Genomic DNA, 12,819 nt, shown 5'->3' with positions numbered 1-12,819 from the left:
ATTCCCGGACCCCGCACAGAGAGACCATCATGATAGGAAAAATTGCGCGACTTGCGAGGCTGATCCTGATCTCGTTCATGCTCGCAGGCACGATCACCGCGCCCGCCCTCGCCGCGGCGGGCACGGGGGTTGGGACTGGGTCAACCCAATCCGGCACTCAGGTCACATGGCAGCAACTGAACGCGCCAAACGATTGGGCGGGCGGGGTGATCAACGATTTGTTCCCGATCAACCTGACCGGCCAACAGACCGGCACACCCACTGCCGGAACCGGGATCGGCAACGAGCAGACGGTCATCGGCACCATGATGGGCTTGTTCAACGGCATCGTCGGCCTCATCGCGGCCGCGTGGTTCGCCTACGCGACCTTGATGGAGATCCATCGCGGTGCCGAAACCGGTGAAGTGCTCTCCGAACGGACCAGCTCATGGGTCGCACCCCGGATCGCCATGGCCGCGATCCTCATTATCCCGGTGGCGGGCGGGTTCAATGTCGGCCAGGCGGCCGTCGTGCAGATCGCCCAGTGGGGCGTCGGCATTGCCGATCTGGTCTATGATGCCGGGCTGACCGCCCTCGGTCCGGGTGCCCTGCCGATCGCCACCCCGCAAGTTCCGAACGCGCAGCGTATCGTCGCCGGCATGGTGGAGGACGAGGCGTGTCGGGATCTCATCAACGATGTCTCCGGCTCGAACACGCGGACACTGATCGTACCGGAACCCGCGCCGATCTTCCGGCAAAGCTCCTACGGCAGCGAATGGGGTATCCCATCGAGCATCGGCAGCGCGATCAGCAAAATCCCCTACATCGGACCTGAACTCAACGCCTTCGTGAACCCGGCGGTGGGCACCGGAGGCACGCTGATCTATCCCTTCTCCGCCACCAGTGGCGATAGCGGGGGAACGCCCGTCTGCGGCGAAATCACCCTGCGCACCCCTGCACCCACCAGCGGATCAGCACTGAATGCCACGGAAAATATCGCGACCGATCAGAAAGCGGCCCTCGACAAGGTATACTACGGCGACATCGAGCCCCAGGTTTCGACGATCATCGCCAATTATTTCCAGTCGGATAATCCCCAGCTCCTCACCGGTCTGATGAACGTCATGACCACCGCAACGTCAGACTATTCGAGCGCTCTCACCAAGGCCGCGTCCAGCGTCGTGAAGGAGGAGGGACAGAGCACGATCCAGAAGGAGAACCTCAATCAGATGAAGGCGCTGGGATGGAGTGGCGCCGGCGCGTATTTCATCCAGATCGCCGCGATGAACGGCCGCAACCTCAGCATTCTCGACAATACCGCCAGTGTTGCGGCACCCAGCTGGAGCGGACTTCCCGCCGATCTCAAATCCGATCTCGCCCAATATATGCCGCCGGTGACCAGCTTCCTGAACGAGATTCAGATCGATACCAATGTGGACGCCGGTGCTACACCCCCGACCGCCCTGATCAGCAATCGCCCCTCATCGAGCGGGCTCGGGATCATCAACACCGTCTTCGATGCCATCGGCATCAACCGTCGGCTGTTGAACTTCATGGCAACCGCCGTGCTGCCGACCAACGGTGAATGGTCCGATCCCTTCGTGCCGATGATCAATCTCGGCCAGCACATGGTCGAGGCCGGTATCTCCGCGATCGGGCTTTCCGCTCTGCTGAATACCAAACTCGGAACGGTTGCCGCAGTCGGGGGGCAAGCGCTTGTCGGCGACGAGGTCGGCGCGGTTGCGACGGCCGCGATGGCTGCCAGCGGTGTATTAAGCCGCTTGATCAACTTCATCTATTTTGTGTGCATTGGATTGATTTTTCAGGGGCTTATGCTCGCCTATGTGATCCCGATGATCCCGCTCGCCCTCTGGATCGCCCAGGTGATCAACTGGTTGATCCTGGTCTGCGAAGGCGTCATCGCGGTCCCGGTCTTTCTACTGGCTCATATGACCTATCGCGGCGATGGTTTCCACGGGGCCAATGCCAGCTACGGCTACAAGATGCTCCTGAACATCCTGCTTCGGCCCGTCGTGATGCTGTTCGGCTTGATGCTCAGTTATTTCATCTTCACCGCCGGGTCGTGGTTGATCTTCAACCTCTTCACGCTGGCCGCGGATTTTGTGTTTAATCAGGGAAACGTGGTGACCAATTTCTTCGGGCTCATGATCATGGTCTCGGTGATGGTGATCATGCTCACCACGCTGGCGATCCTGTCCTTCAGAATGATCTCGATGGTCACCAACATCATGCGGTGGGGCAACCTCGAACCGGCAGATCGAGTGGATGGCATGCAATTCGCTCGCGAGGCGACTTATGGCGGGGCTGAGGGTGCCGCCCGCTGGGTTTCCGGGAAGGCACCATACCAGATTGCCAATCTTGCCACGGGTTATGGCGGCTCCGGAAATAACGGGATGACACCGGGCGGGTATCTGCCATATAATAAACCAAGTCCTGGTGGATCAGGAGGCGGCGGCGCTGCTGCCGAGGTTGATTCCACACTGGCGGCGACCACCGAGGTCATTCCGCCGGCAGAGTGAAAGGAGTGCCTGCTATGAGTGATTACATGGCTATGCAGCTGGGCAGCATCAACGGAATCCTTGCGTCTGAACAAGCGCAGCGCCGGCTTGATGAGATGATCGCCTGGAGAAACCGGAACCAGAATAGCCAGCCTCAGGTCGACCCTGCGAGCTTCTACGACCTGATCAACCAGTATAATGCCTTGGTTGAAGACTTTAATCGGCAGAGCAAAGAGAATGCCAATCTAAAATGGCAACTTTTGCAGAAGGATGCCGTTGTCTCAAGGAAGGGTGTCGAAATCGAGAAACTGAAGCTCGATCTGATGGATGAACGGATCAAACTTCACGAGACCGAGTTCAAGCTGCAACGTGAAGAGCAAGCCGGGGCCGGTTTCGTCAAAACGATCGGCAAGTTCCTGAAAGCCTACCGGCATTATCGTGATTTGCTCGGAATCAAGGAGGGCGACCCCTACGACGTTCCTGGCTACTGGTAAGGTCCTTCTGACCACCACCGAAAGGAGCGCCCTTGGCGCTCCTTTTTCGTTCCAGCCCCCGGAAAACCAGCCCTCCTCCACCCAAAAAAATTATGCGTCCAGTGGCGATAGCACCCGCCATGGTGATCTCCTTCGAAGGAGATCACCCATGCGTCTACCCATGCTTGCCGTCATCCTGTCCTGCACCGCCCTCGCCGGCTGCGCCTCAGGTAACCTCAAAACCGAAGCAGATTACCACGCCCCGCCCGCGCGACCCGTCGCCGATCCCTCTTTCAACCCCTACGCCCCTTATGGCAGTACCCACGCCACCTGGGAGCCCCCAGTCCTCAATCGCTGGCAAACCATCGTTAAACCAAACGATCCCAGCGTCACCCTCACCCGTCCGGATTACGAAGCCGCACCCTGGGCCACCGGCGCAAAATCCTCAGCCTTCAGCGCCACGTTCTGAGCCGCCGCCATGTCCGATCCAATCGAGCGCGTCGATATCGGCCGCGCCAGCCTCTATCGCGGTAACGCGCTCGATGTTCTGACCCAGATCGGGGCCGTCGATACCATCCTGTCCGATCCTGTCTGGCCGAACTGCCCCACAGGTCTCATCGCCGGCAGCGAAGATCCGCCACGGCTCTGGCAGGAAACCATGCGGGTCATGCGGATCCCGACCCGCCTGGTCGTGGTGCTGCGCGGCGACAGCGACCCGCGGTTCCTTGCGCCGGTGCCGACCGCCCTGCCCTTCTTCCGCCTGATCCACCTGCCCTACACCATCCCGGCGTTCGTCGGGCGCAAACTCGGCCGCGACGAAATCGCCTATTGGTTCGGCGATCCAATCCGCCCTGGTCGCGGCCGCAACCTTATCCCCAGCCGCGCACCGGCCGCCCAGCCGAACGACGCGCGGACCAACGGCCACCCCTGCTCCCGCGCGCTGAAACATTTCGACTGGCTGGTCGAATGGACCAGCGATCCGGGCGAAACCATTCTGGATCCCTTCATGGGATCAGGAACCACCGGCGTCGCCGCCATGCGCCTCGGACGGCGTTTCATCGGGATCGAGATCGATCCCAAATGGTTCGATCTCGCCTGCCGGCAGATCGATCAAGCCGAACGACAGGGCGTCCTGTTCGACGGCCCCGCCATCCCCCGGCCGGGGCGGTCCAGAAATCCCACAGCAACCGCCGGCGTCACGCCCATGCTGCCGCTGCTGGATCGACGTTCACCGTAATCCGCTTCTGGATGACCAACCCCGAAGAGCTTCAACCGCCGGAACGCACCGCGTCAGTCGGTCTTTCCCCACGGCGGTAACCGGCGCGGCCGGTTCGAAACCGGGCTGACCGTCATTCCCGCAATCATCCCTTCGAGCCTGCTGACCCGATCGCGGAGGTCCTGCACCACCACGGTCAGGTCGCGATTCTGTTCCGCTAACTGGGTCACCCTGTCATCAAGCAGAACGATCCGCCGCATCGCGGCGATCGCCTCCCCGTAAAGACTCACGGACGAGACGCCGATCGCGGGGCTTTCGGTGGAGAGGAACGTAAATGGGAAAGGTGCCGCGCGGTCTCGGCAATCGCCGCGTCGATCCGGCTCAGGGCGGCGGGATGCGTTTCCTCGAAAGGATCAGCGCTGCCGGCAGGATGACCCGGTCCACAACCCCTGCCCCGCCCATCGCGGTCACCGCGGCCACCAGCTGTCCTCCGTGTGCAGAAACTCGGCGAAGGTGCCGGGTCGTTGGGTTCGCAAACGCCAATTCTCCATCGCCTTGAAAAACGAGAGTACGAGAAACCATACGCCCATCGCCAGCACCAGCAGGACATAGAAGAGATTTCCGAGACCGACCGGCGAGACCATCACCCGATAGGCCCAGTACAACAGCAGCAGGATCCCCGACACCAGGTAAATCCGGCTCGCCCGCGCCGCAATCACCCGCGAGTTCGCCATCATCATCCGGATCTGGTCCGGGGATCTGCCATAATCGAACGCCATCGCGACGATATCGTACGTCCCCTCCGGTGTCAGCCGGCGCCGACGATGCGGCGGTACCCTCTGAATGTCCGACCACATGTCGCCAATATAGCGGGCGTTCGTCCGGATCTCATCGGTCCCGAATATCGCGTTCGGACTAACCCCCCACCGGAACGCCCGCTTGAACATACCCGCCGCCTGGTTCGGATCCTTGCCGTCCTTCGACCGGCTTCCGGTCTGCCCCTTCCGCGCCATTCACCCCTCCTGTCTTCTATTGATGTCCACCGCGCGGCCGGGATGGGCCGCGAATACGCGATCGAGGCGCTCATCCAGCAATGTCGCCAGATGCGACGCATCCCGCGCGGCATCCAGCGCATCCCGCGCCGAAGAACTGATGATGCCACGCCTCAACCAGTCGCTGTTGGTGGGATTGCATAAGGCTTCGACCATCCGCGCCGTCATTCCCTGGAGGCGTCGTCCGGAGCGAGGGATCCGGAATATGGTGAGGGCGTCCCAACCGTGTCGCTCGATCCAGGCTTCGGCATCACGCGGATCGGGGAATTGAGGCTCGTCCATAAAGGCAACTCCAATTGTTCAGGGGGATGATGGTGTCCGTTGGGGGGGCGCCCGACCGGCTTCCTCGCCTGGCTCTCTCCGGCGCGCGCCCGTTTGCGCGTCATGCTGCGCGCCGATCAGGTCGGCGGTGGGAGGGACGCGACGATCGCGGCAAGATCGCCCGGATTGCCATCGCTCCGGCCGATCAGCCCATCACGCGTGTGCCACAGCAAGGTCGGCGTGCCGGTCAACCCTATGTCGTGCGCCACCGCCATGTTGCGGGCCAGCCGCGCCGTAGCGCCAGCGCTGGCGGTCTCCGGCAACCCCTTGTCGATCCAGTCGGCGACCATCCGGGTCGGTGCGCGGCTGACCATCACTTTCGCCTTCAATGTGCTCTCCCCCTTGTCCTCGTAATCCAGGATCGACAACGGAATGACGCTCAGGCGGAGTTTTCCCGCGTTCACATAGGGAGCCAACGCCTGCATCGCGTGGATCGAATGGATGCACATCGGATCGATCAGCATCCAGAGATGTGGAGCGTTCGCCGGTCCGACGGTCCCGTGGTCGGTCGACCGCAGCATCCGGAATACCGAGGCGACCTCCTTCGCCTTCTGCGCCGAGGTAGCCGGAACCGGGAGGGGGGCATCCGGGGGTGTTGATTTGGTCGTACGGGTTGGAACCGTAGCCGTCGCGGGAACGACAGCAGACGGACCGCTGTGGTGGACGAAGGCATGGGTAACCGGCTGATGCTTGCCGATCCGACCGATCGTCACCGTAGGCAGCACACCCGGAATGGCGGCCACCTGGCGCAGGGTGATGTTCTTGCCGTGGTCGCTCCACATCTCACCCTGGATCTCCGAACGGCCATCGGGGGCAATGTAGAAGACGGAAAACAGCGGCCCGCTCCGGGCAAAAACGCCCCGCATCCCGTCCACCGTGCCGATATCGTAGAGCTTCGCCCCATGAGAGGCGATCTGGCGTAGCGCAGGGACCGCGGCGACCTCGGCGGTCGGGATCCGCTTGACCCCGGCGGGCATCGGCAGGTCACGAACCGAATGGAGAACCGGTGCCGCCTGTGATCCTGGTGTCGTTGCGGGCGCTGCTGTTGGCGTTGGTGTTGGTGTTGGCGCGGACGGTGGCGCCACAACAGGCTGGGCCGCCGGTAAAGCGGCGACGGAGGGTGTCAGGGGTGGATCGACGGCGTGAACCAACTGCGTCGGAGGCGCTGAGGGTGGCGACGCCGGTTTCGTCTTGAGCGGCACCTTGGTCGGCGACGCCAGTACCGTCCGGTTCGCGGTGGGCATCACCGGCGCGGGATAGGTGGGCAACGCCAGAGGATGGGTCGACGCCACCTGCCCCAGGCTCGCAGACGAAACCGCACAATCGGGACCCGACGCCGCGATTGCCAGACCAGGCAGACCCGCCAGGAAAACAGCTAAAGCAACACGCATGATCAATCTCCTTCGCCGGAGAGCTTCGCGACCGCGATTGCAACTGCGTACAGGTCAGAGAGGGGAAGATCTTCACTTTATCGTGAAGCCCGCAACGGCAGATGCCCGACTACGCAGATGCCTGCTGGAGCGGCCGATCGCCGGGCGGATCGATCTGCTGGAAGAGCGAACGGAGCAGGAGCCGCTTGAACTCCTTGTCGTCCGGCGTGACCTTCGATCCTGCGCGACGCGGATGATGCAGGACGATCGGCGCGCCACCAAGCGCCGCTCTCATCAGCGGATGAACATGGCGCTTGCGTTCGAGATAGCGGTCATCGTCATAACCCATGGTCTCGACGATCACCGTGGCCTCGCGCCCATTCGCCGCTTTCGCCCTCACCACGAAATCCGGAATGATCGGCGGCCGCGCGTCAGCACTCGCGTCCGGTGCAGCCGGGTTGAATTCGGGCCCGAGATCGAATTGCGGCTTCTCGATCGTCATCAACACGTTCCGCGCCCTGGCCAGCCATCCCTGCAGGTCGATCAGATTGTGCAAGGTCAAGCGCTCGTTGTCGCTATCGAGCAGCAAGAGATGCGAACGGGAGGCAACCGGATGGGCATAGGCGCGCAGGATCGCGGCAGGACTGTCCTTGTCGGGCCGCGCGACCAGAGCCGCCACCAGATAAGGTGGCCGCCGCGCCGCCGCGTCGTGGATTCTGCCATGACCCTCGATCTCGCCGAAGATCGAGAGCCGCCCGATGACCGGAATCGAAATCCCCTCCATCGGTTCAATCATACCCTCGGAAATCGACCGCGCCGCGGTGATGAAAATCCCATGCGGGCGGGATTTGCGGAATTTCTTCGCCGGCGTTTCCTCGATGCGCAGACGAAAGGCCTCATACTGCGGCGCATAGGTCTCGAGATACGGGCGTAGGTACACCTTGTCGGCGAGTTCAATCTGCTTCGCCGCCTGACGCAGCGCGCGATACTGGCAAGCGAGATCACCCGCGACCCAGCCGGGGCGCACACGCTGCAAGCCAGCTTCTTCAACCAACCCGAGGAGCAGGCGGGCAAGCGGGGAACGCTCCTCGGCATGGCTCACACCGGAGAGGTGAACCCGGTACTCCACGGGTTCCACGGCATAACCCTTGATCAGACAGGGCGGTTGATCTCCCAGCCGGAAACTCGCCGTGACGTGTTTCTGCTCCTCCGGCTCGCGGAAGAAATCGCAGTCCGGTGCATGCGGCGGCCAGCAGACATTGGTATGACGACGAATATGGCTCGACGCGACCGGTACCAGCGCGGGTGGCCGGTCCTCGCCAGCACTGCCGAGGCAGTCGCACAGGATCCAGTGACCGGGGCCGGAGTCCTGGACGCGCTTGATGATATCGGCCGCAGGCACACGCTCCGCAAACACCGCATAGCGCCCGAACGCGCGACGCACTAACTGATCCTCGCGCCGCGACAACGGCGTCGCAGGACTGGTCTTTCCTTTCGGCGCGATCGAGAGCATCTCCCCCTTCCCCTTCCCCTTCCCCTTCCCCTTCCCCTCGCCCTCACCTACCCCGGCAGCCGTCCCTGAAACCCACAGGCGCGAAGATGCGAGCAATAGGCATCGTCGAGCACACCCGCGCCGTGGGCGATCTGATGCAGGTAAAGATCACCACCCCAGTTCAGCTCAAGCAAAATCGGCCCGTGGTCGGTGATCGCGACGTCCCAGGATTGCGTCCTGATCCCCGGAAACAATGGCGCGGCCCGCGTGACCAGGGATCGGAGATCGTTCCAGTCCGGGACGATGACCCCCTCGATCGCGCACCCCGTATCGGGATGGATCGGATCGCGCCGCAACGACGTCGCTTTCCCCGTCATCACCCGCGTTACCTCACCCGTGACGAGGTCGATCGCGCCAAGCCGGTTGCCCTCCCGCCAGTAATTGTCCGCCTCGTTCGCCCGGATCGGGATTTTCAGGGCGGCGCGATGGATGACCGGGCCGGCATCCGTGAGCAACACCAGCACTCGAACCGTGCAAAGCCGTCCACCCGACACCCGGCCCAGTTCAGTTGGAGGCAGGAGGGCGCGCTGGATCAGATACCCGCCCCGATAATTGAGGATGCGGGTTGCGACAGCCGGTAGCGGCACGGTGGCGTCGGTGACACCGCGGATCGTGTCGGACGTCGGATCGACCGATACCGCGTGGATCACCCCAACGCTAAACACGCCATCGATAGGTTTGGCGACCAACGGATACTGTGACGGATCGCGCAGGAACCCGACAACATCATCGATCGACCGCAACGCCGCGGCACCATCCAGGCCCCGGGTCGGATGTGCGACCCCGGTTATTTCGGGGACGGCGGCAATACCGGCTGCCGACAAGGTCGCTTGCGCGATGAGCTTGTCATCGGCAACAGCGCGCCAGCCGTAATCGCAGGTCGTGCGATGAAACAAACCCTGCGCGGCAAGCCCCACAAAACGTGCTTGATCGCCCGACATCAGCTCGCGATCCCACAGCCGATGCTGCAAGAACTCCACCGGCATCAATCGACCCGGACCACGACTCAAACGATAGGTCGACACCAACAGGCGCATCAGCCCGCCCAGCGTTGGCGCGGCATGCGGCAACGCGGCTCGAATATCGACAGTCGGCAGTTTGCCCGCAATCGGGACGGCATCCGCCCCGTAGGGTCGGGAATTGGCTAGCGCGAGTTCCATCACAACACCTCCAGCCGGAAGCATTGCGAGCCGGATCGCAAGTGCATAATGCAAACCGCACCCGCCGGTTCACGTTTCGGTGATGATGGAATGCAGGGGCGCACGGGGATTGGGGCGCACGGGGATTGGGGCGGACGGGGATTGGGGCGGACGGGGATTGTCGGGGCAAGCGGTGCGGCAATGCGAGGTGTCCAAGTCTCCCGGCATTCGTCGGGCTGACGCTGGTCGCCGGTGCCGTCGATCCAGCAACCATGCGGCGCTTGATCGATGCTCTCACATGACCGAAACATCAGGTGCGGCCGACGAGAATTGTGCCCCCAACATTCCATACGGTTTCAGGTTTAGCTATCACCGCGAGAAGGCGAGCGGCTCTTTCGCTCATGGAGAAAACGCAACATGGACCAAGCGACAAGACGCGAGACCTGGAATCAGCGTTACGCGATTGACGACTATATTTTCGGCAAGGAACCCAGCGAACTTCTGGTACGCCACAAAAGTTTACTGCGGGCCGGCGATACCGCGCTCTCGGTTGCGGATGGTGAAGGGCGTAACAGCGCCTATCTGGCGCAGCTTGGCATGAACGTCACAAGTTTTGATTTTTCAGATACCGCGATCGCCAAGGCTCAGAAACTTTTCGACGAGCGGCGTGTCTCGGTGAACATGGTTGAGCATGACATAGAAACCTGGCCATGGACGCCGAACGCCTACGACGTGGTGGTCGGGATTTTCTTTCAATTCCTGGACCCTGCCGCACGCTCCAAGGCATTTGCCGGCATCGCACAAACGGCGAAGCCGGGTGGCCGGATTTTCCTGCGCGGCTACACACCAAAGCAGCTTGAATTCAAAACCGGCGGCCCGCCTGAAGTCGAAAATCTTTATACTGTGGACCTGCTGCTGGCGGCATTTCCAGGCTTTGAACTGATCCACCTCGCCGACCAGATCACGGAACTGAACGAAGGCCCCCGCCATACCGGCATGAGCGCGTTTGTCGATCTGGTCCTCCGCAAGCCCATCTGACATCCAGACTACACGGCTGGGCCAAACCGGGAGAGATAGCCTCACATCCTTGAAGCATCCGGCTGGCCGGCCGCAGATTCAGCCACGTTTCGAGAACCGGTCGTAGGCGGTAATCCGCTGCACCGATGGTTCCCGACCCGCACCCAGAACCTTGGTCTTGAGATAGGCGATCTCATCGGACTGCTTCGCCTCCGGAACGTCGATATACCATGTCCGCGGCCGGAACCCCGTGTCACCACCCCAACGATAACCCCGGCGTTTCAGATCATCCTTGAGCTCGAACGGCGCACCCTCGGCCCATATCCGCCACGTCACGCCGCGGGCGCGATCGAGCAGACGGCTCATCGCAATCGTGCCCGAATGCGGCAGTGGCAGGGCCAGCAGCTCGATCGCCGCGAGGCAATCATTCGCTGCCCGGTGCCGGTCGTAGAAGAAACCTGCCCCCATCGCGAGATAGGCAAGTTTCAGACCCTCAAACCCCTCCGCGACCCAATCGACCTCCGTCATCGAGCACGCCCAGGGCTTGCCCGCGAAGGCCGGACATAGACGCTCGATGAAACGGCGATCAAACGCCGCGTTATGCGCGACCACGAGAGCGGCGGGGGCCACCATTCCCTCCACCGTCGTCAGATCAATCGTCTGGTTCGTGACCATGGTATCGGTAATGCCGGTCAGGGCCACCACCTCGGGCGGTATCGGGCGACCGGGATCACGAAAGGACTGGAAGGGCTCGCCGACATCGGTGATCCGACCGTCAAGCGCATAGGTGAACGGCACGATCGCGATCTCGATGATCTCATCGGTTTCGGGATCGAGCCCGGTGGTTTCGACATCGACGAATAATCCTGGCCGGGTTGGCGTGCCAGGTTCGACCGCGGCCGGCGAGCGGGGTGCCAGCTTGCGCAGGACGCGGTAGGCACCGGAGGCACTGAGCGTCCGCGCCATCTCCTCGAGCCGCTTCACCTCCTCTTCGGTCATGGTCCCTCCCCTCCAGCGGCTGATCGCGTGCGGTTCATAGCCCCTTGCGGCCCGCCAAGGCCATCAAACCGGGAGTGCCCCCTCGAGAGCGCGTCCCCTCAATAGGCGGTTCCAACCAGGATCTCGCCAACCCGCGTCGTATAGCGGGGCGACAAATTCATCGCCTTGGCTGTCCAGGTCCGCGTAATCCCAGTTGCGAGCGGACGCAGCGTGTCACGACCGAACCGGCCATTGACCGCATCGAGCGCCGCCATCGCCCGCGCCGACCGCACAGGATCCCTGGTCGGAAACAGCGACACCGGCTGACTGCCCGCGTCGATCAACTCGCCGAGCATGATCCCCGCCTTCGAATACCGGAACCCCGCACGCCACATCGGCTCCAGCATGCGGATCGCCTCACCAATCAACGATGTCGTATCGTTCGTCGCCTCGATCCGCGCCGAATGCTGGTTGCTGTACCAGGGATCGCCATTGTGCGGGTTGGTGTGGAGCAGAACCGTCATCGTGCTGGCGAGCAAACCATGCTCGCGCAATTTCTCGCCGGCGCGGGTCGCGTAGGATGCCACCGCCTCGCGCATCGTCCACCAATCGGTGATCGGCATGCCAAAACTACGCGTCACCGCGATGCCCTTGCGCTGCGGCGCCATCAGCGACAGCGGCAGACACGACACGCCGCGCAATTCCGCTTGCACCCGCGCACCCACCACAGACATCATATCGCGCACCTTGCGCGGATCGAGGCGCAGGAAATCCGCAACGGTCCGGACGCCGCTGGCAGCAAGCTTCTCAGCGGTCTTGCCGCCGATCCCCCAGACCTCGCCAATCCCGAGGTCCTGATACAGGGCCACGCGCGCCGCCTCGTCGCGCAGATCGCACACCCCATTCAGTTCGGGTCGGGATTTGGCGAGTTTGTTTGCGGCCTTTGCAATTGTTTTACTGGGACCGACACCTACACAGGTCGGGATCTTCGCGATCTGGCGGACCGCGCCGCGCAGCATCTGGCAGAACTCCACGAGGTCGCCCGTGACCGGCGCCAGATCAAGGAATGTAAATTCGCTTGCAATAACGACCCCCTGAGGGGCGAAAATCGCGTCCAATTTCGACCCCTCTGACGTTTGATGTCAGCACCCTCCCTAACGCTCGCAGCGGGCGTGAGGAGGCTAATTGGGGGATGATTGCAGT

General features: G+C 62.5%; 13 protein-coding genes. 5 read left to right on the top strand and 8 right to left on the bottom strand.

Translation table 11 applies throughout. The annotated features are described in order from the left end of the window. The first annotated feature begins 29 nt into the window (after window positions 1-29). From AruPA_RS17130 to AruPA_RS17115, 4 genes are all read left to right on the top strand, one after another. On the top strand, window positions 30-2,519 hold the full coding sequence (locus AruPA_RS17130; protein WP_265637963.1) for a DotA/TraY family protein: 2,490 nt from the start codon (window positions 30-32) through the stop codon (window positions 2,517-2,519). A 14-nt stretch (window positions 2,520-2,533) separates the two neighbouring features. Next, the gene (locus AruPA_RS17125) at window positions 2,534-2,992 is read left to right on the top strand and encodes a hypothetical protein (protein ID WP_265637962.1); all 459 of its coding nucleotides are present in this window, start codon (window positions 2,534-2,536) and stop codon (window positions 2,990-2,992) included. A gap of 148 nt (window positions 2,993-3,140) precedes the next feature. Beyond that, window positions 3,141-3,440 (top strand): hypothetical protein, encoded by a 300-nt coding sequence (locus tag AruPA_RS17120; protein ID WP_265637961.1) that lies wholly within the window; start codon window positions 3,141-3,143, stop codon window positions 3,438-3,440. 9 nt (window positions 3,441-3,449) lie between these two features. After that, window positions 3,450-4,208 carry a site-specific DNA-methyltransferase gene (locus AruPA_RS17115; protein WP_265637960.1) on the top strand — a complete coding sequence of 253 codons (759 nt, stop codon included), beginning with the start codon at window positions 3,450-3,452 and terminating at the stop codon, window positions 4,206-4,208. Window positions 4,209-4,261: 53 nt separating this feature from the next. Here the strand turns inward: AruPA_RS17115 and AruPA_RS17110 are convergent, their stop codons facing one another. From AruPA_RS17110 to AruPA_RS17085, 6 genes are all read right to left on the bottom strand, one after another. Next, window positions 4,262-4,477, bottom strand: a complete 216-nt coding sequence (locus AruPA_RS17110; protein ID WP_265637959.1) for a hypothetical protein — start codon at window positions 4,475-4,477, stop codon at window positions 4,262-4,264. Window positions 4,478-4,654: 177 nt separating this feature from the next. Continuing rightward, the gene (locus AruPA_RS17105) at window positions 4,655-5,200 is read right to left on the bottom strand and encodes a hypothetical protein (RefSeq protein WP_265637958.1); all 546 of its coding nucleotides are present in this window, start codon (window positions 5,198-5,200) and stop codon (window positions 4,655-4,657) included. Beyond that, window positions 5,201-5,521, bottom strand: coding sequence for a hypothetical protein (locus AruPA_RS17100; protein ID WP_265637957.1), 321 nt, complete (start codon window positions 5,519-5,521; stop codon window positions 5,201-5,203). It abuts the gene before it with no gap. Window positions 5,522-5,637: 116 nt separating this feature from the next. Beyond that, window positions 5,638-6,951: a hypothetical protein gene (locus tag AruPA_RS17095; protein ID WP_265637956.1), complete on the bottom strand. Its 1,314-nt coding sequence runs from the start codon at window positions 6,949-6,951 to the stop codon at window positions 5,638-5,640. A gap of 109 nt (window positions 6,952-7,060) precedes the next feature. Next, the gene (locus tag AruPA_RS17090) at window positions 7,061-8,443 is read right to left on the bottom strand and encodes a hypothetical protein (RefSeq protein WP_265637955.1); all 1,383 of its coding nucleotides are present in this window, start codon (window positions 8,441-8,443) and stop codon (window positions 7,061-7,063) included. Window positions 8,444-8,490: 47 nt separating this feature from the next. After that, complete coding sequence (locus AruPA_RS17085) at window positions 8,491-9,642, bottom strand: sugar-transfer associated ATP-grasp domain-containing protein (protein WP_265637954.1); 1,152 nt, start codon at window positions 9,640-9,642, stop codon at window positions 8,491-8,493. A 396-nt stretch (window positions 9,643-10,038) separates the two neighbouring features. Between AruPA_RS17085 and AruPA_RS17080 the strand changes: the two genes are divergently transcribed. Further along, complete coding sequence (locus tag AruPA_RS17080; protein ID WP_265637953.1) at window positions 10,039-10,659, top strand: bifunctional 2-polyprenyl-6-hydroxyphenol methylase/3-demethylubiquinol 3-O-methyltransferase UbiG; 621 nt, start codon at window positions 10,039-10,041, stop codon at window positions 10,657-10,659. A 78-nt stretch (window positions 10,660-10,737) separates the two neighbouring features. Here AruPA_RS17080 and AruPA_RS17075 read toward each other — a convergent pair whose 3' ends face one another. Together AruPA_RS17075 and AruPA_RS17070 are read right to left on the bottom strand one after the other, a co-directional pair. After that, window positions 10,738-11,637 (bottom strand): 3'-5' exonuclease, encoded by a 900-nt coding sequence (locus tag AruPA_RS17075; RefSeq protein ID WP_265637952.1) that lies wholly within the window; start codon window positions 11,635-11,637, stop codon window positions 10,738-10,740. A gap of 98 nt (window positions 11,638-11,735) precedes the next feature. Next, complete coding sequence (locus AruPA_RS17070; protein WP_265637951.1) at window positions 11,736-12,650, bottom strand: DUF4113 domain-containing protein; 915 nt, start codon at window positions 12,648-12,650, stop codon at window positions 11,736-11,738. Window positions 12,651-12,819: the final 169 nt, after the last annotated feature.

The organism is Acidiphilium sp. PA (genome assembly GCF_026191915.1).
Taxonomy (GTDB): Bacteria; Pseudomonadota; Alphaproteobacteria; order Acetobacterales; family Acetobacteraceae; genus Acidiphilium.
Note: the sequence above shows the minus strand (reverse complement) of the source record. Positions and strands in the feature narration are given on the sequence as shown.

What these genes read in the sequence shown, in the direction of transcription:
- AruPA_RS17115 (WP_265637960.1), top strand. Translation starts at nt 3,450, where the DNA reads ATGTCCGATCCAATCGAGCGCGTCGATATCGGCCGCGCCAGCCTCTAT.
- AruPA_RS17090 (WP_265637955.1), bottom strand. Translation starts at nt 8,443, where the DNA reads ATGCTCTCGATCGCGCCGAAAGGAAAGACCAGTCCTGCGACGCCGTTG.
- AruPA_RS17075 (WP_265637952.1), bottom strand. Translation starts at nt 11,637, where the DNA reads ATGACCGAAGAGGAGGTGAAGCGGCTCGAGGAGATGGCGCGGACGCTC.
- AruPA_RS17130 (WP_265637963.1), top strand. Translation starts at nt 30, where the DNA reads ATGATAGGAAAAATTGCGCGACTTGCGAGGCTGATCCTGATCTCGTTC.
- AruPA_RS17085 (WP_265637954.1), bottom strand. Translation starts at nt 9,642, where the DNA reads ATGGAACTCGCGCTAGCCAATTCCCGACCCTACGGGGCGGATGCCGTC.
- AruPA_RS17125 (WP_265637962.1), top strand. Translation starts at nt 2,534, where the DNA reads ATGAGTGATTACATGGCTATGCAGCTGGGCAGCATCAACGGAATCCTT.
- AruPA_RS17105 (WP_265637958.1), bottom strand. Translation starts at nt 5,200, where the DNA reads ATGGCGCGGAAGGGGCAGACCGGAAGCCGGTCGAAGGACGGCAAGGAT.
- AruPA_RS17120 (WP_265637961.1), top strand. Translation starts at nt 3,141, where the DNA reads ATGCGTCTACCCATGCTTGCCGTCATCCTGTCCTGCACCGCCCTCGCC.
- AruPA_RS17100 (WP_265637957.1), bottom strand. Translation starts at nt 5,521, where the DNA reads ATGGACGAGCCTCAATTCCCCGATCCGCGTGATGCCGAAGCCTGGATC.
- AruPA_RS17080 (WP_265637953.1), top strand. Translation starts at nt 10,039, where the DNA reads ATGGACCAAGCGACAAGACGCGAGACCTGGAATCAGCGTTACGCGATT.
- AruPA_RS17095 (WP_265637956.1), bottom strand. Translation starts at nt 6,951, where the DNA reads ATGCGTGTTGCTTTAGCTGTTTTCCTGGCGGGTCTGCCTGGTCTGGCA.